Raw genomic sequence first — 18,609 nt, forward strand, 5'->3', positions numbered from 1 at the left:
CGAATTTAGCTGACCTTGGTCAGGCCAGAGACGTCAACGCTGTTCACGCCCTTGACCTTTTCGGCAATCATTTTCACCAGGTCAATCGAGTCTTGCGTAGGCAGTTCGCCCTTCAGGTGAACCACGCCGCTCTTGGTCGTGACTTGCACCTTGAAGGCTTTGGACACGCTGTTGGCCAGGATTTCGGATTTCACCTTGGTAGTGATCCAGCTGTCGGAAACGGCCTTCTCGACCTTCTTCTCGGTTTTCTCCAACTTATCCTTGGTGTCTTCGGCAGACGCATTTGCGACGGCACCAAAGGCCATGAAAGCGGCTACGGCCAAAGCGACGCCGTGGCGGAATGAAGTGCGAGAGGTAGTGGTGTTTGACATAAATGCGCTCCTGTGAAAGTTGAGCCTTCAGAATGCCGCGTGGGGCTAGATGCGTCCGTGCGCCTTCACACACAGGTTTGTAAATTTATGTAGGCGGCTGCGGACAGATCGGTGGCCTTCAGAAACCGGTGCACAAAGTGCAGCTTCGTGATGGAGCGCTTGCTCAGCACGAACGGATAAAAGTCCGGCTGGCCCATGCCCAGAGAAAACTCGTTGAGCACGCTGGTCAGCCCCGCCCACGCGTTAAAGAATGCCAGAAATTCCTCGTCTGCTTCTGTTTCGCCTTCCAGGGCGTACAGCACATCTGCGTCGAACGGGTCCTTCAGCAGCCCGCTGCGTTTGCTGCTGATGCCAGAGCCCATCGCCGTATCCATCGTGTCCAGCATGTGCAGGTAATGCGCCCAGGTTTCAGCCCAGTCTTCCCACGGATGCGCGCTGGCATAGGCGCTGACGCAGTTGTCGGCCCATGCAGGGTCGGGACCATTGATGTAATAGCTTTGCAGGGCAGACACATAGTCCTGCCGCTCGTCGCCAAACAGCGCACGAAACGGCTCATGCCAGGCGCTGTTCTCCAACAGGCGGCTCCAGTAATAGTGGCCCGACTCATGCCGCACATGCCCGAGCACCGTGCGGTACGGCTCATGCAGTTCGGAGCGCATTGCCTCGCGTGCCACGTCATCCGCTTCGCTCAGGTTGATCGTGATGATGCCGTTGTGGTGACCGGTGGTCACGGGCACCGGCTCTACATCCGCCAACATATCGAACGCCAAGCCAGACTGTGTGTCTTCGGTGATGCGCGAAGCCACCGGCAGCCCCAGCGCGATCAGCGAAGAGACCAGCCTGCGTTTGGCCTGTTCCACCTTGTGCCAGCGCTCCACGTTCGAGACATAACTGAGGTCCGGGATCATGCGGTTGAGTCGGCAGCAGCGGCACAGCGCATTGCTCTCGCTATCCGCTTCCGACAGCAACCAGTTGCATTGCGGCGCCTCAGAAAAGTTGGCACAGCGGCGGTACACCGCGCCCCCGGCAGACGCCCCGGCCTTGCGCCATTCGCCGTCGTTGTCGGCCGCGTCCAGAGAAAAAATCGCCGCCTTCTCCGGGTCATACCCCAGTGCTCGGCCGCAATGCAGGCACAGGTGGTTGCGAAAGAAGATCGGGTAACCGCATTGGCACTTGCCGATCCGGCTCACCAAAATCTGCCCGCGCCGATGTGTCTGTGTTGCTTGCAATCTGTCCATGCTTTTCCCGGTCACGGTGATGCCGCGCGTGTGGTGGCAACTAGGGCTGTGAGGTTATTTGGACGCGAGGAATTCATCCGTGCGTTCGCGCACGTTGGCGCAGAGGGCGCGAGTGGGCATCTTGGCCAAGTCCGAGATGCTACAAATTTAATAGCTTCTCACGCCTTCACCACGCGCCCTGCGGCCCGATTTCTTACAAATTTGAAGGCGGGGCTATACGCCCCAGATGCCGGAGTTCTTGCCCGCCAGATGCGGATAGATCAGGTCATGGTCTGTTTCCAGCTCATGCAGCGCAAACAGAATTTCCGGTGGAAAGCCCGCACGCGGCCGATCGCCCAAGTCATGCTGAAGATCTTGCATCAGCGTGACAAATTCCGGGTGCCCCCAGAACAACTTGATTTTCTGGCCGATTCTGGGGAATTCGGCATCCACGACTTTGAAGTATGGGTTGTCTTCAATCATCCTGCCACTCCAATCCAACGATTGTCCCCAGCACAGCTGAGGACCATTTCCCCCTGGTGCATACGGCTAGTTTTTTAACTTTGCGTCTGCGTCGTTGGTCTATTAGGTAGGGAAATTCCAAAGAGGTCTGTGCGATGTTGCACCATGCGGTTTCTCCCGAAACCTGCAAGGCGTCCGCAGCAAACAAGGTAACCCGCGCGCCGACAAAGGCGCGCAGGTCCAGCCTTCCAGGGGTCAGGCCAATTTCAACGGCAACCCTCGCGGCGTCTTGCCGGTGATCTTCGCGACCGCATTCGCAAACGCTGGCGCCAACGGTGGCAGGCCGGGTTCGCCCATGCCGGTGGGTGGGTCTGCACTGGGCACGACATGCACGGTGATCTTGGGCATATCGGTGATGCGGGCCACGACGTAATCCCCAAAATTGCTTTGCTCGACCACGCCGTCCTTGAAGGTGATGGCCGCGCCGGGCAGGCAAGTGCCCAGGCCCATCAGCGCCGCGCCTTGCACTTGCGCCTCAATGGTCTTGGGGTTGACCGCCAGGTTGCAATGCACGGCTGCAGTCACTGCATGCAACTTGGGCACGCCCTTGGTGACGGAGGCTTCGGCTACATAGGCGACGATGGTGTTGAACGACTCGTGCACCGCTACGCCCCAGGCCTGGCCTTTGGGCAGCTTGCGCTTGCCATAGCCGGATTGCTCGACCGCCAGCATCAGCGCGGCCTTGTGGCGCGGGTGCTTGTCACCCATCAGTTCCAGGCGGTACGCGACCGGGTCTTGCTTGGTCGCGCGGGCGATTTCATCGACCAGCGTTTCCATCACATAGGCGGTGTGCGTGGAGCCCACGCTGCGCCACCACAGCACTGGCACGTTGTCCTTCGGGTGATGCACAGACAAACGCATGGGCACTTCGTACGGATCGCGCATGCCCTCGGTGATGGTGCCGTCGATGCCATCTTTGAGCATCATCCCTTCGAACGGTGTGCCCGCGGCAATGCTCTGGCCGACGACCACGTGGTCCCACGCCAGCACTTTGCCCTTTGCATCAAAACCGATCTCGGCGCGGTGCACATGCGCGGGCCGGTAGTAGCCGCCCTTGATGTCATCTTCGCGGCTCCACAACACGCGCACGGGTGCGGTGATGCCAGCGGCATTTGCCAGTTTCGCAATCGTGCAGGCCTCGACCACATAGTCCGCCGTGGGCACGGCGCGACGGCCAAAACCACCACCTGCCATCTGCACATTGATCTTAACGTTTTGCGGCGCGACGCCCAGCACCTTGCTGGCGGCCATCGCGTCAAAGCCGGGCATTTGCGTGCCTAGCCACAGGTTGGCTTTGGCGTCCGCGCCCTGACCGGTGATTTGCACGGTGCAGTTCAGCGGCTCCATTGGCGCGTGGGCCAGGTAGGGGAAGGTGAACTCGGCGGTGATCTTCTTTGGCGCCTTGGCCAGCGGGGTCATATCGGCGTTGAACTTCACCGCGCCCGTTTTCTTCGCCAGCGCCTTGTAGGTGGCAAGTTGTTTGACACTGTCGACTTTCTCAACGCCCGAGGTGTCCCATTCCAGCTTGAGCGCATCGCGGCCTTGTTTCGCGGCCCAGTAGCCAACGGCGACCACCGCGACGCCTTCGCCACCACGGTCGGTCGGCATGCGCAGCACGGCCTTGACGCCGGGGATGGCTTTGGCGGCGCTGTCGTCCACCGATTTCAACTTCGCGCCAAACACTGGCGGATGCGCCAGCACGGCGGTCAGCATACCCGGCAGCTTCATGTCGATACCAAAGCTTTGCATGCCGGTGGATTTGGCCTTGGCATCTATACGCCCGGTGGCCTTGCCGATGATCTTGAAATCTTTCGGCTCCTTGAGCGTGACCTTTTGTGGCACGGGCATCTTCATCGCCGCTTCGGCCAGCTCACCGTAGCCCAGCGTCTTGCCGCCGGGGCCGATGACTTTGCCGTTTTCTGTGCGCAGGGTCGATGCGTCTACACCCCATTGCGCAGCGGCGGCAGACACCAGCATCGCGCGGGAGCGGGCGCCGAGTTCGCGGTATTGCATGTAGGAGCGGGCGATGGAGCCGGAGCCGCCGGTCAGGTGGATGCCATAGGCGGGATCGATATAGGCGGGGTCCGCATCGCCGTGTACACCGCGCACCTTGCTCCAGTCGGCGTCCAGCTCTTCGGCCAGCGCCATCGGCAGCGCGGTCAGCACGCCTTGGCCGAATTCGAGCCGGTTGATGGTGACGGTGGTGATGCCGTCCTTGTCGATGGCGAGGAAGGCGCCGGGTTGCTGAAAGGGCTTGAGGCCATCGGCTGCGGCCGGCGCACCTTGCGCGCCCGCGATCAGCGGGTAGGCACCGAGCGCAAAGCCGGAGGCGACGCTGAGCTTCAGGAAGGTGCGGCGCGGCAGCGCGCTGCCCGCTATTGATTCAGGAGCTGCTTGCGCATTCTCCATGCGGGCTACGAGCCCTTTTGGCAGTTGGTCTGCGAGGCTACCGAATGCTGGATTGAAATGCATGATGGGTACCTCTTTGTTTAAGCTAGGGTCTGGGCGGCGGCGTGGATCGCGCTGCGTACGCGGGCGTAGGTGCCACAGCGGCAGATGTTGCCGGCCATCGCCGCGTCAATATCGGCGTCGGTAGGTTTCTTGTTGGTCTTGAGCAACGCGGTGGCGCTCATGACCTGGCCGCTTTGGCAGTAGCCGCATTGCGCCACGTCGTGCGCAACCCAGGCGGCCTGCACCGCCAGGCCGACCTTGTCGTTGCCAACGGCTTCGATGGTGGTGATCTTTTTGCCGGCCGCGGCCGAAATCGGGGTAACGCAGGAGCGGATGGCCGCGCCATCCAGATGCACAGTGCAGGCGCCGCACAAGGCGGCGCCGCAACCGAACTTGGTGCCGGTCATGCCCAGCGTATCGCGCAAGGCCCAGAGGATGGGGGTGGAGGGATCGGCGTCGACTGCAGTGTCTTTTCCGTTGATGTTCAAGCTTGGCATGGGCGTGTCCTTGAGCTGGTGATCGAGGGGTTGGGTCGCAAAAATGTACTCCTATTTGCCAATTCGTGCTGCCGTCCCCTCGGTGCGCGCCATGGCCCCCTGGTTCTTCCCCATTCCCAAAACTGTCCGCTTTAGCCACAATGGCGTTTTTAGGAATCGTCCATGCCAAAACCACTGTCGTCGCTGCGTCATCTTCTAGGTCTGTGTCTGCTTATCTGCAGTGCTGCTCTCCATGCACAAAACCTGCAAGCAGGCCTGTGGGAAATCACCAGCCAGATGGAGGGCGGCCAGGCTGACAAGATCGCGGCATCGATGCAGAAGATGGAAAAGGAAATGGCCAAAATGTCGCCCGAGCAGCGCAAGATGATGCAGGACATGATGGCCAAGCAGGGTGTGCAGATGGGCGCTGGCGGTGGCACCAGCGTCACGGCCAAGATTTGCATGTCCCAGGAAATGGTGGGGCGCAACGACTTCAGCGGCCAGCGCGGCGAATGCAGCCACACCACCTCGCCCCGCATGGGCAACACGATCAAGTACTCCTTCATCTGCACCAAACCCGCCAGCAGCGGCGAGGGCGAGATCAGCTTCCAGGGACGCGAGGCCTATACGCAGAAGATGACAGTGACCACCACCGTCAAGGGCAAGCCCGAAAAGATGGACATGCACAGCCGCGGCAAGTGGCTGGGCAACGACTGCGGCAATATCAAACCGATTGCACTGCCAAAGCAGTAACCCGCAGCCGGCCCCCAAAGGCGGGTTAGCCCCTCGGGGGCATTGGCGGAGCGTGGGGCCTAAGTTCTTTTTCCAAAAATAGCGCTGCCCACGCGCACCATGGTGCTGCCGCTTTGAATGGCGGCTTCCAGATCGCTGCTCATGCCCATAGACAGCGTATCCAGCCCCAGCCCCTCTTGGTTTAACTGCTCGAACAGGGCTCTGGCGCCCGCCAACACTGCGCAAGCAGCTGCAAAATTCGTAGCGGGTTCGGGAATACACATCAGCCCACGCAGGCGCAGCCGGGGCAATGCAGCGACTTCTTTCGCCAACGCCAACGCGTCATCAGGCACCACGCCCGACTTGGTTTCACCACCGTCGATGTTGACCTGTATGCAGACCTGCAACCGCGCCAAACCTGAAGGCCGCTGCTCACTCAGACGCTGGGCAATTTTCAAGCGGTCCACCGTGTGCACCCAGTCAAAGTGCTCGGCCACGAGCCGGGTCTTGTTGCTCTGGATCGGGCCAATGCAGTGCCAAACCAGCGGCAAGGGCCGCAGCGCGGTGATTTTCTCCACCGCTTCCTGAATGTAGTTCTCGCCAAAGTCCGTTTGGCCCGCCGCATGGGCCTCGCGCACGGAGTCGGCACCGAAGGTCTTGGAGACAGCCAGCAGATGCACCGCTTCGGGGCTGCGTCCGGCCTGCTGACACGCCTGCAACATCCGTGTGCGGACATGCTGGAGATTGTCGGCAATCATGGTCATAATCAGCCTAGCGTACCAAAACCAATGCATTGCGGGACAGACCTTCAGCTCTGTCCCCAACTGATCAAGAAGGGGAATTCGTGGATATCACCCAATTGCTTGCTTTCAGCGTCAAGAACAAGGCGTCCGACTTGCATCTCTCCGCCGGCCTGCCGCCGATGATCCGGGTCCACGGCGATGTGCGCCGCATCAACGTCGAGGCGCTGGACCACAAGCAGGTCCACGGCATGGTGTACGACATCATGAACGACACGCAGCGCAAGCACTACGAAGAGTTCCTGGAAATCGATTACTCGTTCGAGATTGACGGTCTGGCGCGTTTCCGCGTCAACGCCTTCAACCACAACCGCGGCGCCGGCGCCGTGTTCCGGACCATTCCTTCCAAAATCTTGTCTCTGGAGCAGCTCAACGCACCGAAGATTTTTGGCGACCTAGCACTCAAACCCCGCGGCATGGTGCTGGTGACTGGCCCCACGGGCTCCGGAAAATCCACCACGCTGGCTGCGATGGTCAACTTTTTGAACGAAACCGAATTCGGCCACATCCTGACGGTGGAAGACCCGATCGAGTTTGTCCACGAATCCAAGAAGTGCCTGATCAACCAGCGTGAAGTCGGCCCGCACACGCTGTCGTTTGCCGCCGCGCTGAAGTCTGCGTTGCGCGAAGATCCGGACGCGATCCTGGTGGGCGAAATGCGCGATCTGGAAACCATCCGCCTGGCGATGACCGCGGCAGAAACCGGCCACTTGGTGTTCGGAACGCTGCACACCTCCAGCGCCGCCAAGACGATTGACCGGATCATTGACGTGTTCCCGGCTGATGAAAAGGAAATGGTGCGCGCGATGTTGTCCGAATCGCTGCAGGCCGTGATTTCGCAAACACTGTGCAAGACCAAGGATGGCCAGGGCCGTATCGCCGCGCACGAGATCATGCTGGGCACCCCGGCGATCCGCAATTTGATCCGCGAGGCCAAGGTCGCGCAGATGTATTCGTCGATCCAGACCGGCAACAGCGTGGGTATGCAGACGCTGGACCAGAATTTGACCGACCTGGTCAAGCGCAACCTGATCAGCCCCGCAGAAGCGCGCGGCAAAGCAAAAATCCCCGAAAACTTCCCTGGCTAATATGGCCCCCACGCTCCGCCGTTCCACGGGTCGCTGCCCCCCAAAGGGGCTAATTTGCCTTGGGGCGGCCCGGCGGCAAATTGCCCTCATTACCGACTACTCGTATTCAGAAAGGTAGGTGCTCTCATGGAGCGCGATCAAGCCACCAAGTTTATTAACGACCTGTTGAAGCTGATGGTCAGCCGCAATGGCAGCGACTTGTTCATCACGGGCGACTTCCCCCCGGCCATCAAGGTCGACGGCAAGGTCACCAAGGTGTCGCCGCAACCGCTGAACGCCGCGCACACGATGGCGCTGGCGCGTTCCATCATGAACGACAAGCAGATCGCCGAATTTGAGCGCACCAAGGAAAGCAACTTTGCAATTGCGCCTACGGGCGTCGGGCGCTTTCGGGTCAACGCGTTCATCCAGCAGGGCAAGGTCGGCATGGTGCTGCGGGTGATTCCGCAAATCCTGCCGACGATTGACGGCTTGGGCGTGCCGCAGATCCTGAAGGAAATCGTGCTGTCCAAGCGCGGGTTGACCATCATGGTGGGCGCTACCGGCTCCGGTAAGTCGACCACGCTGGCTGCGATGGTGGACCACCGCAACGAGAACTCCTGGGGCCACATCATCACGATTGAAGACCCGGTGGAGTTCGTGCACATGCACAAGAACTGTGTGGTCACGCAGCGTGAAGTCGGGCTGGACACTGACAGCTGGGAAGCCGCGCTGAAGAACACCTTGCGCCAAGCGCCCGATGTGATCTTGATGGGCGAAATCCGCGACCGCGAAACCATGGAACACGCGGTAGCCTTTGCCGAAACCGGCCACTTGTGCCTGGCCACCTTGCACGCCAACAGCGCCAACCAGGCGCTGGACCGCATCATCAACTTCTTCCCCGAAGAGCGTCGCCAGCAACTGCTAATGGACTTGTCGCTGAACCTGAAGGCGCTGGTCTCGCAGCGACTGATCCCCAAGCAGGACGGCAAAGGCCGCGTCGCCGCAGTCGAGATCATGATCAATTCACCGCTGATTTCCGACCTGATCTTCAAGGGAGAAGTCTCCGAAGTGAAGGAAATCATGAAGAAGAGCCGCCAGGCCGGCATGCAGACCTTCGACCAGGCGTTGTTTGATTTGTATGAAGCCAACGCGATCACCTACGAAGACGCGCTGCGCAACGCCGACTCGCTGAACGACCTGCGCCTGCAGATCAAGCTCAACAGCGCGCGCGGCAAGTCCACCGACCTCTCCGCCGGTACCGAAAGTTTCGCGATAGTCTGAGACCTTGGGGTCAGACTATCGCGAAGCGATGTGCACTGACCCCAACTGGCAAAACGCACCGGACCACTCGCTTGAGCGCGTGTTCTGCCCCCAACTGATTGAGTTCCCATGCCCACCACCAACCCCAAAACCTACGAACCCGCTTCTCCTGTATCTGTCGCATTCTTGGGGCTAGGCGTGATGGGCGGCCCGATGGCTGGCCACCTGGCGCAAGCCGGGCACCAGGTCACGGTCTACAACCGCACCGCCAGCAAAGCGGCCCAATGGGTTGCTGAGTTTCAGGCGTTCCCCAGCACCAAAGGTGCGCATGCCCATGCAGCCACACCCGCGCTCGCTGTCGCATCTGCTGATATCGTCTTTAGCTGTGTTGGCAACGACGATGATTTGCGCGCCGTCACCATCGGGCCCGACGGCGCCTTTCAGGCCATGAAGCCCGGCGCCGTATTCGTAGACCACACCACCGCATCGGCCAGCGTGGCGCGCGAACTGCATGCGGCGGCCAAGGCCAAAGGTTTGCACTTCATTGACGCCCCTGTCTCCGGCGGCCAGGCCGGCGCGCAAAACGGCATGCTGACCGTGATGTGTGGTGGTGACGCCGCCGCGTTTGAAACGACCAAACCCGTGGCGATGGCGTTCTCCCGTGCGTTCACGTTGTTGGGCGACAGCGGCGCGGGCCAACTTGCGAAGATGGTCAACCAGATCTGCATTGCTGGCCTGGTACAGGGCCTCTCGGAAGCCATCGCCTTTGGCCAGAAGGCGGGCTTGGACATGAACCAGGTGCTGGACGTGATCGGCAAGGGCGCGGCGCAGAGTTGGCAGCTTGATAACCGTGGCAAAACCATGGTGGCCGACAAGTTTGACTTTGGCTTTGCCGTCGACTGGATGCGCAAGGACCTGGGCCTAGTGCTGGACGAAGCCAAGCGCAATGGCGCGCGCTTGCCGGTGACCGCGCTGGTCGATCAGTTCTACGCCGACGTGCAGCAAATGGGCGGTCAGCGCTGGGACACCTCCAGCCTGATCAAACGGCTAAGGTAATAGCTTTGCGGGACAGATCTTCAGCGCTGTCCCCAACTGACTAGACGCTCCCGGGCATCCTGCCAGGAGCTGTCTCTTTAAGCCGCCTTGCCCAGTTTCAGTTGGGTTGCCTCGCCCGTGAGGTAGCCCACAGCGGCACCAAACTTGTCCTTGTAGTTGGCCTTCACCAGCGGGTCCAGCGTCGCCTGCACCTTGCTGTGGATCGCCAGCCATTCACCTGCATGCTGGAAGTTGCTCATGATGTAGGTCCAGCCATTGATCTCATCCACTGCATGCAGCCCGGTGGATTCACCGCCTGACGGAATGGACATGATGCGCGAGAGTTGCTTGGTATCAATGTTGTACGCCCACAGGAAGTTGTTGACGTGCTGCCCACTGTCTTCGCCGATGAACAGCGTGCGCATTTTTTCCGAGAACTTCAGGTTGTCGGGGTTGGCAATCTTGTCCGGGTTGGCGGTGTTGCCCAAGGTGTCGGAGGCAATATCTTCGCCCACCAGCAATGCCTTGGTGTCCACCGGCATCCATTCACTGTTGATGGCCGCGCCTTTGTCGTCTTTGACACCGCCCGTGAGGTTCAGCGCCATCACGGCACCGGCCAGCAGTTGTTTGGGGATAGAGACGCCGTTGCCGATGGTATTGAGCGCGTTGCCTGCGACCATGGAACTCTGGCAATTCTGCAAGGCGGAGTAGGCAATCTTGTCCTTGGCGTTGGCGGTCGTGCCCTCCATTTTGGTAAAGCCCATCGATGCGCCCACCAGCGTGGCGTAACGGTGCGTTTCCAGGAAGGCCGCTGCCTTTTCCATGCCCGGCACCAGCTTGATCCACTCGGTGCGGCCGTTGGCGTTGACTTTGGTGTAGGTCGCATCCAGCGGGTCGCTGGTCTTGACGTTCATGATGTCGGTGGCCTTCAGCGTCTTGGCCAGGTTCTCGATTTCTGCGCTGGTTGCCGAACCCAGTTTGATCCAGGTCAGAGCGGCGGCCGAAGCGGCGGGGTCCAGGCTGAAACCGGTGCCGACCTTGGCCACATACAGGCTGCCGGCGGACAGGTCTTTCTCCTTGTCGGCCACGAAAACGAAGTAACCGCTGTTGGTTGCGTCGTCCCCCATGAAAACGGTGCGGTTGTCAGGCATGACCTGCACCAACTCATGCGAAATGCGGCCCAGACAGTAGTGCTTCTTGATGGAGGCCGTGCCGTCCGCGTTTACGGTGACTTCCGGCAAATGGCCGTAGTTGTAGGGGTTGGCCGTGGCTTCGTTGCCGTACAGGTTTTTGCTGAAGGCCTTGAACTGCGCTTCGCCCCCGGCAGTGAATGCGTTGGGCTCGTACTCTTCGCTGGACAGGTGCGTGCCCCAGGGCGAAAGGCTTGCGCCGCAGGTAATCCACAGACCGTTGACCGAGGTAGTGTCCACGTTGTGGTACTTCACCAGCGACAGCTTGCCCGTGGCTGGGTCCTGGTCCAGGCTCAGCACGGCAATGGGCGACGGCAGGGTTCCGTAGGCGCTGACACCATTTTGCGACGCAGTGGTGTATTCGAACTGCACCACGGCAAACACCGTGTTGCCCTTGACGCCGGTGACTTTCGCATTCGGCACTGTCAGCAAGGACGTGCCGTCTGGAGAGTCCGAGTAGTACTGGCGCTCTTTGCCGGGCACCGTGGCATCGATGATGGGTTGGCGGTTGATGTCCACATAGCCGCCCGCCAGAATCTTGCCGCCATTGCCGTCCGGCACCAGGTCGCCGGTAATGAAGAACGGCTGGTACGCCAGCTTGTAGTCCTGCGTGGTGAGGTCGCTGAAGTTGACTGTCATCGTCGACGCGACAGACGTGGTGGCCATGGCGGCTGCATTGGCCAGCGTGGGTGCGGCCATGGACTTGAAGGTCACGCTGCTGAAGGTTGCAGCGGCTGCGGAGCCGCCGCAGGCCGCCAAAAACAGGCTGCTGCCAGCCAAAGGCAGCAAGGGGGCGCCACCCATCAGTTTCAAAAGATTGCGGCGGGAAAATTCGCGGGGGGCGTTCATGGGCACAGTGCTCCGAAGAAAAGGGTTCATGGATCCGCAGACGTGTCGCTGCGAAAAGGCAGAAGCCGGATCTTGGTGACTTGATGTGAAAGTGTGATGACAGACACACGGCCACGAACGCAAGTCGAAAAAAAGGCCCCGCAGGGCCTTTTTCTTGGTGGTGTTGCGTTATTTCGCTTTGGTCGGAGGCACCAAACGCGCCAACTCGTCTTCACTGATGACTTCCAGCACGCGCACCAGGCGCTGCACGCCAGACTGTGCGGTGATCACTTCGGTCGCACGGTTGGCTTCGCGCTGTGTCACGCGGCCCATGACGTAGGTAGTGCCACGCTCCGTGACGATTTTGAACGAGTTGGCAAACAAGTCTTTGGCATCCAGTAGCGCCGCCTTGACGCGGCCCGTCACGATGGAGTCGGAGGAGCGCTGCGTCAGCGTGGAGTTGCCCAGAATGGCCAGCTCGTTGACGATATTACGCACGTTGTCCACGTTGGCCACCACCTGCTCGACCAACTGGCGATCCGCCGCGCTGGACGCCTCACCAGTCAACAGCACCTGGCGGTTGTAGCTGGTCACGTTAACGTGCACGCGGTCGCCCAGGTTTTCGCGGATACGTATGGCCGCCTTGATTTCAATGCCCTCGTCCTCCACCACAGTGCCAGAAGTGCGGCGATCCGACGCCACCATGCCCGTCATCACAACGCCGCCCATCATCAGCGGAACGCAGCCACCAAGGCCAGCGAGTGAGGTTGCAAGCAGCAATAGGTTGACGCCGTAAGAGAATTTGATTTTCATGGGTTGGTTTCCTGGTCGCCCAACAACTGGGCATCGACTGCATCGCACAAGCAATGCAGGGTTAAAAGATGAACTTCCTGGATACGGGCCGTGCGGTCATGTGGCACACAAATATGCACATCCGTATCGCGCAACAGTTGCGCCATCTTGCCACCGCCTTTGCCGGTCAGGCCAATGACGACCATTTCGCGCTCGTGCGCAGCTTCGATCGCTGCAATCACATTCGCTGAATTGCCGCTGGTCGAAATCGCCAACAGCACATCGCCGGGCGAACCCAGACCGCGCACCTGGCGCGAGAAGATCACGTTGAAATCGTAGTCGTTGGCGATGGCGGTGATGATGGAGGTGTCAGTGGTCAGCGCAATCGCCGCCAGCTCGGGGCGTTCCCGCTCAAAGCGACCAATGAACTCGGCCGCAAAGTGCTGCGCGTCGGCAGCCGAACCGCCGTTGCCACAGGCCAGCACCTTGCCACCACTGGTGACACAGGCCAGCAGTGCTTCCGCAGCGTCCCCGATGGGCTTGCTCAGCACCTGCGCAGACTGGTACTTCAGATCGGCGCTGTCGATGAAGTGTTGTTGAATCCGTTGTTCCAGCATGGGCCGGATGATACCCCCACGCTCCGCCGCGTTACGTGCCACAGCCCACAAAGGGCACACTCCGCTTGCGGTGTATCGGCGCAGCCATCAGGACGCGTCAAACGCGGCCTGCAACCATTGCAGCCCTTCCGGCTCCACCAGCACCACGTCGAAGCGGCACGGAGGCTGCGTCCGCAATCGCAGCAGGTAATGGCGCGCCGCAAAAATGATACGCCGCTGCTTCACGCCGACGACGCTGGCGGCAGCGCCACCATGGCTTTGTGAAGTCCGGCGCCGCACTTCGACAAAAACGCAAGTGCCGTCACGGGTTTGCATGATCAAATCGATCTCGCCACCGCCACGTCCGGGGGTCCGATAATTGCGCTGCACCAGCTTCAGGCCTTCGCCCTGCAAAAAGTGCAAGGCCTGGTCCTCGGCGGCGTCTCCCAGCGCCTTGGTCGTGGGCTTAGCTATTGGCTTGAAAGCTGATCTGGAAGGAAGGAAACCCATTGTGAGCGCGTCTTTTACCTCTGCCTTGGCAGCCGCCCATGCGGCCGCTGCTGACCAGCATTATCCGCAGGGCGCGCTGTATGTGGTCGCCACGCCGATTGGCAACCTTGCCGATATCAGCTTACGGGCCTTGCATGTGTTGCAGATCGCAGATCGCGTCGCCTGCGAAGACACGCGTCACACACAGTCCTTGCTGCGCGCTTATGGCATCGACAAAAGCGGTGCGCAGTTGCTGGCCCTGCACCAGCACAACGAAGAGGAAGCCGCGCAAGGCGTCGTCGCGCTGCTGCGCGAAGGCTTGCGTGTGGCCTATGTCAGCGACGCAGGCACGCCTGGCGTTAGCGACCCCGGAGCAAGATTGGTGGCCGCGGTGCATGCACAGGGCTTGCGCGCAATCCCCCTGCCCGGCTCCAGCAGCGTGACCAGCGCGATCTCAGTGGCTGGTGTGACCGGTGAAGCAGGCCACGGCTTCGTGTTCGCCGGTTTTCTCCCCAACAAGAGCGGCGAGCGCACGGTAGCTGTACAAGCTCTGGCCGAGGAGGCCCGCGCCATCGTGCTGCTGGAGGCCCCCCACCGCATTGAAGCTATGGCGCAAGCGCTGGCTGTTCTGGGCGAGCGCAAGGTGACCGTGGGGCGCGAATTGACGAAGCAGTTTGAAGACGTGGTCACAGTGAGCTGCGAGGGTTTGACCGCGTGGCTTGCCGCAGATGCGAACCGTCTGCGCGGCGAATTTGCGTTGGTGTTGCATCCCATGCCCGTTGCAGCAGCTGCGGGCGGCGATACGCGTATTCTCAAACTGCTGATGGCAGAGTTGCCGCTAAAAACAGCCGTCAAACTGGCAGCAGAAATCACCGGCGAGCCGCGCAACGCGCTGTACGAACTAGCCTTGAGCCTGAAAGGGAATGGAAGCGAAGGCGGGTAAGCGCCAATTCAGCAGTTCGGCCAAGCGGCAAACCACCCACTGGGCTTCCTTGGCGTCAACCACGGAGGTTTCACCGGTCAGCCCCAGATGACAGCGCTGCAGCACGTCGGATTCATCGATTCCCAGTGAAAACTGCATGTCCTGCGCGGTTTGCGTCAACATATTTGCCAGGTCTTCACACAGCTCATAGCGGGCGGCCACATGCTCACGCGGTGCATTGGGTTTGGACCGCCCGGGGTCCGTGAACAGCGCCATGAAGGATGGCGGAATTTCCATTTGGTAGTCGTCGGACACGGTAGAGGGGGAGGTGGTGCGGCTGGCGGGGATCGAACCCACGACCCTTGGCTTCGGAGGCCAATACTCTATCCACTGAGCTACAGCCGCAAACCGAAGGCTGCATTGTAGGTGGTTTCCCAAGGGGGCCCGCTATAATTGCCCGCTGATTCCACGCCCGAACCATTTGAGGACACCATGAGCGATCACTCTGCCGCCAACGTTCACGATGAGGACCACACCGGCCCCATCAAAAACCCCAAGCAACTGCTGCTGGCGGTATTTTTCTCCTTTGTGATTCCGATTTTCGCGATCATTGGTCTGGTGTATTTCGTCACCACGCAAAACAAGCCTGCCGCTGGCGCAGTGAATGTGGAACAGGCCACGGCCGAACGCATCCAAAAGGTCGGCATGGTCGAGATCCGCGACGCCAACCGTGAAATGAAGTCCGGCAAACAAGTGTTTGACGCCCAATGCACCGCCTGCCATACCTCTGGCGCGGCTGGCGCACCCAAGTTTGGTGACGCTGGCGCCTGGGGCTCGCGCATCAAGACCGGTTTTAGTTCACTGCTGAATTCCGCTTTGCATGGCAAGGGTGCGATGGGCGCCCAAGCGGGCGGCGATTTTGACGACTTTGAAATTGCACGCGCCGTGGTCTACATGGCCAATGCAGGCGGCGGCAAGTTCGACGAGCCCAAGAAGGCCGAAGCAGCCAAGTAAGTCATAGGCGGGGCGGCCAGCCCCTCTACAAAAAAGCCGACTACACCGTCGGCTTTTTTTGTTGCTGCTCTGGACTGGTCAGGTAATGAAAGCGCCCCGTCAGGTCGGCACGCATAACGGCGTCTGGAACCCACAGCGACTGCTCGATCGCATTGGCGGCGTAACCCATGTCCTGCGTATGCACCAGCCCAAAGCCCAGGCTGGTTTCCAGGTACAGCCAGCCGTGCTCGTCCAGATAGGCGGCACGATAGTCTGCAGGCAGCCCAGAGTGGCTGTGGATGGCGAAGTTGGCATCGACGCGCCAGACCCAGGGCGTGGCCTCCAGCTCCACATAGACCCGCTGCGGCCCGTTCTGGAAGAACCATTGCCCACCCTCATCCACGCCGTAATTGCGCTGGATAAAGTCGATCAGCTTTTCGTGCTGCAGCAGACTGCCTTTAGCGCCCTTGTTGCCGCTGGAGAATCTGCCCGCGGCCTGCGACGGGTCATCGCGCATGTACCAATTGCCACGCGCGTCCAAGCCCAGCCAGCCGTAGCAGTGCGGCACATTGGGCCACTTGGCCATCGCCTGGCGGACGATGTCATCCATGTGCTGTTTCCTTGGGCAGATGCTGCGCCAACCAGCCGCCGACGACGTCCGGCATGGTCCGCACGTGGCCAGGAATCGGGCCTTGGGGGAAGCCTACATGCCCGCCATGGGCGGGTTGCCACAGCGTGACGTGCTTGCCCACCTCGGTTTGCGAGGGCAGACACCATGCCGGTACGAATGGGTCGTTACGCGCGTTCACCACCAGCGCAGGCACGCGGATGCGGTGCAAATGCGGCTTGGCCGAAGCGCGCGCCCAATAGTCTTCCGTGCTCTTGAAGCCGTGCAGTGGCGCAGTAAATACATTGTCAAATTCATAGAGGTCGCGAGCGCCCACCAGTGCTTCACGGTCGAACAGGCCAGGGTGTTGCTCCAGCTTGCGCAGCGCTTTGGGCTTCATGGTGTTGAGGAACATGCGCGTGTATACCAGCCGATTGAAACCTCGGCCAATCGCATAACCACCTGCCGCGAGGTCTATGGGCGAGCACACGGCCGCGACGCTATGCACTGTCTTGCTCGCTTCATCACCCATTTCTTCGGCCCAGCGCAGCAGAGCATTGCCGCCCAGCGATACGCCGACGGCAATGATGGGGCCAGTATGTTGGACGCGGAAGCGCTGCAGGACCCAACCGATCTCTTCAAAGTCACCCGAGTGGTAGGCGCGCGGTGCCAGGTTGATCTCGCCGCTGCATCCACGAAAGTGCGGAACTGCGTAGCGCATGCCGTGCGTCTGCGCGTAGTCAGCAAACGCTTCCGAGTAATGGCTACGTGAGGTGCCTTCCAGGCCGTGAAATAACACCAGCAAAGGACCCTGCGTTTCGGTGTCGGCTTTGTCTTGCAGCCAGTCGACATCGATGAAGTCGTTGTCGGGCGTAGCCCAGCGTTCACGCAGGTACTGCGGGTGCGGACCAAACACGCGCTTGGCATATAGCGCGGGCCAAATGGTTTGAAGGTTGCCGCCAGGCAGCCAGCGAGGCGCTACATAATTCATAGCTGCTTACGCACAATCGGTGCGCGTTTCAGGGTCATTTGTCAATGTAATGTTTGCGGTGCGTGTTGCTGGGCATCGACCTCGCCCAGCGTGCCCGGGCTGGTGTGGTGCACCACCATGCGCCAACCTTGCGCGGTCTTGTGGTACACGTTGGTCGCGAGCACAGTGGCTTGGACCGGGCCTTCGGGTGACAAAATCTCGACGCGTTCCAGAACGCTATGCACCGCGCTGGCCAGTGAGTCGACACGGCGGATGTGTTCTGGCTTCGCGTTGATAGCGCCGCCGTGCGAGAACATCCCGTCAAACGCTGCGCGGATCGCCCCCGCTCCCACCAGCCGCGGTCCACCGGGGTGGATGCACACAATGTCATCCTCATCCGCCCAGCATGCCATCAGCTTCTCAATGTCTCCGGCTTGCAAGGCTTCGTAAAACGCAGTCTCGATTTCGTCGGGCGTTCCGCCCAGGGTGGCTTGCATCGTGGCTTTGTGGCGTGGCATGGGGTGATTTTGCGCTAACTTGGCTACTTCGCGCTTAGCCACTCCTTCACAAGTGGCAGCACTGGCGTCTGACTGCAACGCCAGACCAGTTCTGGCGAAGCGATATGGATGCCCGGCGGCAAGTGGCGCAGTGCCACATCGACCAGTTCGGCGACCTTGCTGGCCCGCACGGGCATCTGCGAATTGGGGACTAAATACGTCAGCGACGACAACACCCCATTGGCAATCCGCTGCAGCAAACTCGATGCCTTCTGCGGCGCCGGCTTGACGGCCGAGCGTACGATCAGCAAGCGCTCAAAGCCCAATGCGGCAACAGCCTGTTCATCCAGATTTGCCAAACCCTGCTGCAAGGCCAGCGGCAAGCGGCCCTGATCGTGCGGCAGCACCACCGCCAGTGTCTGCACACCGCAGCGCCGCATCCATGCCGCCAGCTCCGGCAAATGCGCTGGTGTGGGCGTCCACAGCGCTCGCTCGCGCTGGTAGTGCAGACGCGGTGGGTCGAACATCACGACGCCAGTGTAAGCGTGGCACAGCGGCCAGTTCGTTATGGTTTCGCTGGTGCACATGGAAATTTCCACGCTGGCAAGCGCAGGCTTGATGGTTTCTTTGGCCAACACCCGCACCAGCGGATGGCGCGCGCTTCCGGCGAGGCGCTGCAATACCGCATTGCCTAGGCTACCGGTGGCACCGGCCATCAACATCACCGATTGTGCTGCCTTGCCAGAGGGCGCTTGTCGGTGGCCGCGCAACGCATGCAGGATATCCATTCA

General features: G+C 60.7%; 21 protein-coding genes and 1 tRNA gene. 6 read left to right on the forward strand and 16 right to left on the reverse strand.

The window, feature by feature from the left end:
• Nucleotides 1-5 precede the first annotated feature (5 nt).
• The 5 genes from AC1DV6_RS14650 to AC1DV6_RS14670 form a co-directional block, all read right to left on the reverse strand.
• Nucleotides 6-371 carry a BON domain-containing protein gene (locus tag AC1DV6_RS14650; RefSeq protein ID WP_477978618.1) on the reverse strand — a complete coding sequence of 122 codons (366 nt, stop codon included), beginning with the start codon at nucleotides 369-371 and terminating at the stop codon, nucleotides 6-8.
• 65 nt (nucleotides 372-436) lie between these two features.
• Nucleotides 437-1,609 carry a zinc-binding metallopeptidase family protein gene (locus AC1DV6_RS14655; protein WP_477978620.1) on the reverse strand — a complete coding sequence of 391 codons (1,173 nt, stop codon included), beginning with the start codon at nucleotides 1,607-1,609 and terminating at the stop codon, nucleotides 437-439.
• Nucleotides 1,610-1,822: 213 nt separating this feature from the next.
• The gene (locus AC1DV6_RS14660; protein ID WP_477978622.1) at nucleotides 1,823-2,071 is read right to left on the reverse strand and encodes a hypothetical protein; all 249 of its coding nucleotides are present in this window, start codon (nucleotides 2,069-2,071) and stop codon (nucleotides 1,823-1,825) included.
• A gap of 234 nt (nucleotides 2,072-2,305) precedes the next feature.
• A complete protein-coding gene (locus tag AC1DV6_RS14665; RefSeq protein ID WP_477978624.1) occupies nucleotides 2,306-4,582 on the reverse strand; it encodes a xanthine dehydrogenase family protein molybdopterin-binding subunit in 2,277 nt (758 codons plus the stop codon).
• Between the two features lie 17 nt (nucleotides 4,583-4,599).
• Nucleotides 4,600-5,058 carry a (2Fe-2S)-binding protein gene (locus AC1DV6_RS14670; protein ID WP_477978626.1) on the reverse strand — a complete coding sequence of 153 codons (459 nt, stop codon included), beginning with the start codon at nucleotides 5,056-5,058 and terminating at the stop codon, nucleotides 4,600-4,602.
• Between the two features lie 162 nt (nucleotides 5,059-5,220).
• Here AC1DV6_RS14670 and AC1DV6_RS14675 point away from each other — a divergent pair, with 162 nt between their 5' ends.
• On the forward strand, nucleotides 5,221-5,790 hold the full coding sequence (locus tag AC1DV6_RS14675; RefSeq protein ID WP_477978628.1) for a DUF3617 domain-containing protein: 570 nt from the start codon (nucleotides 5,221-5,223) through the stop codon (nucleotides 5,788-5,790).
• A gap of 59 nt (nucleotides 5,791-5,849) precedes the next feature.
• Here the strand turns inward: AC1DV6_RS14675 and AC1DV6_RS14680 are convergent, their stop codons facing one another.
• Nucleotides 5,850-6,533, reverse strand: a complete 684-nt coding sequence (locus tag AC1DV6_RS14680; RefSeq protein ID WP_477978630.1) for a YggS family pyridoxal phosphate-dependent enzyme — start codon at nucleotides 6,531-6,533, stop codon at nucleotides 5,850-5,852.
• Nucleotides 6,534-6,613: 80 nt separating this feature from the next.
• Here AC1DV6_RS14680 and AC1DV6_RS14685 point away from each other — a divergent pair, with 80 nt between their 5' ends.
• The 3 genes from AC1DV6_RS14685 to AC1DV6_RS14695 all read left to right on the forward strand — a co-directional run bounded on the left by AC1DV6_RS14685 (nucleotide 6,614) and on the right by AC1DV6_RS14695 (nucleotide 9,955).
• A complete protein-coding gene (locus AC1DV6_RS14685) occupies nucleotides 6,614-7,657 on the forward strand; it encodes a type IV pilus twitching motility protein PilT (RefSeq protein WP_477978632.1) in 1,044 nt (347 codons plus the stop codon).
• A 126-nt stretch (nucleotides 7,658-7,783) separates the two neighbouring features.
• Nucleotides 7,784-8,920: a PilT/PilU family type 4a pilus ATPase gene (locus tag AC1DV6_RS14690; RefSeq protein ID WP_477978634.1), complete on the forward strand. Its 1,137-nt coding sequence runs from the start codon at nucleotides 7,784-7,786 to the stop codon at nucleotides 8,918-8,920.
• Nucleotides 8,921-9,028: 108 nt separating this feature from the next.
• Complete coding sequence (locus tag AC1DV6_RS14695; RefSeq protein ID WP_477978636.1) at nucleotides 9,029-9,955, forward strand: NAD(P)-dependent oxidoreductase; 927 nt, start codon at nucleotides 9,029-9,031, stop codon at nucleotides 9,953-9,955.
• Between the two features lie 77 nt (nucleotides 9,956-10,032).
• Here AC1DV6_RS14695 and AC1DV6_RS14700 read toward each other — a convergent pair whose 3' ends face one another.
• The 4 genes from AC1DV6_RS14700 to AC1DV6_RS14715 all read right to left on the reverse strand — a co-directional run bounded on the left by AC1DV6_RS14700 (nucleotide 10,033) and on the right by AC1DV6_RS14715 (nucleotide 13,850).
• The gene (locus tag AC1DV6_RS14700) at nucleotides 10,033-11,973 is read right to left on the reverse strand and encodes a PhoX family protein (RefSeq protein ID WP_477978638.1); all 1,941 of its coding nucleotides are present in this window, start codon (nucleotides 11,971-11,973) and stop codon (nucleotides 10,033-10,035) included.
• A 168-nt stretch (nucleotides 11,974-12,141) separates the two neighbouring features.
• The gene (locus tag AC1DV6_RS14705) at nucleotides 12,142-12,765 is read right to left on the reverse strand and encodes a BON domain-containing protein (RefSeq protein ID WP_477978640.1); all 624 of its coding nucleotides are present in this window, start codon (nucleotides 12,763-12,765) and stop codon (nucleotides 12,142-12,144) included.
• A complete protein-coding gene (locus AC1DV6_RS14710; RefSeq protein WP_477978642.1) occupies nucleotides 12,762-13,361 on the reverse strand; it encodes a phosphoheptose isomerase in 600 nt (199 codons plus the stop codon). The genes AC1DV6_RS14705 and AC1DV6_RS14710 overlap by 4 nt, the downstream gene beginning before the upstream one ends.
• Before the next feature lie 87 nt (nucleotides 13,362-13,448).
• Nucleotides 13,449-13,850 carry a YraN family protein gene (locus AC1DV6_RS14715; protein WP_477978644.1) on the reverse strand — a complete coding sequence of 134 codons (402 nt, stop codon included), beginning with the start codon at nucleotides 13,848-13,850 and terminating at the stop codon, nucleotides 13,449-13,451.
• Between the two features lies 1 nt (nucleotide 13,851).
• On the opposite strand from AC1DV6_RS14715, the gene rsmI reads away from it, so the two are divergent.
• Entirely contained in the window at nucleotides 13,852-14,772 is a 921-nt protein-coding gene (rsmI, locus tag AC1DV6_RS14720) for a 16S rRNA (cytidine(1402)-2'-O)-methyltransferase (RefSeq protein WP_477978646.1), read from the forward strand.
• On the opposite strand, the gene AC1DV6_RS14725 is transcribed toward rsmI, so the two are convergent.
• Together AC1DV6_RS14725 and AC1DV6_RS14730 are read right to left on the reverse strand one after the other, a co-directional pair.
• Nucleotides 14,731-15,108, reverse strand: a complete 378-nt coding sequence (locus tag AC1DV6_RS14725) for an ATPase with chaperone activity (protein ID WP_477978648.1) — start codon at nucleotides 15,106-15,108, stop codon at nucleotides 14,731-14,733. The two genes, rsmI and AC1DV6_RS14725, sit on opposite strands and share 42 nt — an antisense overlap.
• Nucleotides 15,081-15,156 (reverse strand) — tRNA-Arg (locus tag AC1DV6_RS14730). Before AC1DV6_RS14730 ends, AC1DV6_RS14725 begins: the two co-directional genes overlap by 28 nt.
• A gap of 87 nt (nucleotides 15,157-15,243) precedes the next feature.
• Here AC1DV6_RS14730 and AC1DV6_RS14735 point away from each other — a divergent pair.
• Nucleotides 15,244-15,765 carry a c-type cytochrome gene (locus AC1DV6_RS14735; RefSeq protein WP_477978650.1) on the forward strand — a complete coding sequence of 174 codons (522 nt, stop codon included), beginning with the start codon at nucleotides 15,244-15,246 and terminating at the stop codon, nucleotides 15,763-15,765.
• 40 nt (nucleotides 15,766-15,805) lie between these two features.
• Here AC1DV6_RS14735 and AC1DV6_RS14740 read toward each other — a convergent pair whose 3' ends face one another.
• From AC1DV6_RS14740 to AC1DV6_RS14755, 4 genes are read right to left on the reverse strand one after another with little or no spacing between them, the layout of a single operon-like run.
• Nucleotides 15,806-16,354 (reverse strand): DUF2946 family protein, encoded by a 549-nt coding sequence (locus AC1DV6_RS14740; RefSeq protein ID WP_477978652.1) that lies wholly within the window; start codon nucleotides 16,352-16,354, stop codon nucleotides 15,806-15,808.
• Nucleotides 16,347-17,342, reverse strand: a complete 996-nt coding sequence (locus tag AC1DV6_RS14745) for a YheT family hydrolase (protein WP_477978654.1) — start codon at nucleotides 17,340-17,342, stop codon at nucleotides 16,347-16,349. The genes AC1DV6_RS14740 and AC1DV6_RS14745 overlap by 8 nt, the downstream gene beginning before the upstream one ends.
• Nucleotides 17,343-17,383: 41 nt before the next feature.
• Complete coding sequence (locus AC1DV6_RS14750; protein WP_477978656.1) at nucleotides 17,384-17,839, reverse strand: YybH family protein; 456 nt, start codon at nucleotides 17,837-17,839, stop codon at nucleotides 17,384-17,386.
• 23 nt (nucleotides 17,840-17,862) lie between these two features.
• Nucleotides 17,863-18,606, reverse strand: coding sequence for a hypothetical protein (locus tag AC1DV6_RS14755; RefSeq protein WP_477978658.1), 744 nt, complete (start codon nucleotides 18,604-18,606; stop codon nucleotides 17,863-17,865).
• Between the last annotated feature and the right edge of the window lie 3 nt (nucleotides 18,607-18,609).

Source organism: Rhodoferax sp. P2_H8_2 (assembly GCF_056403235.1).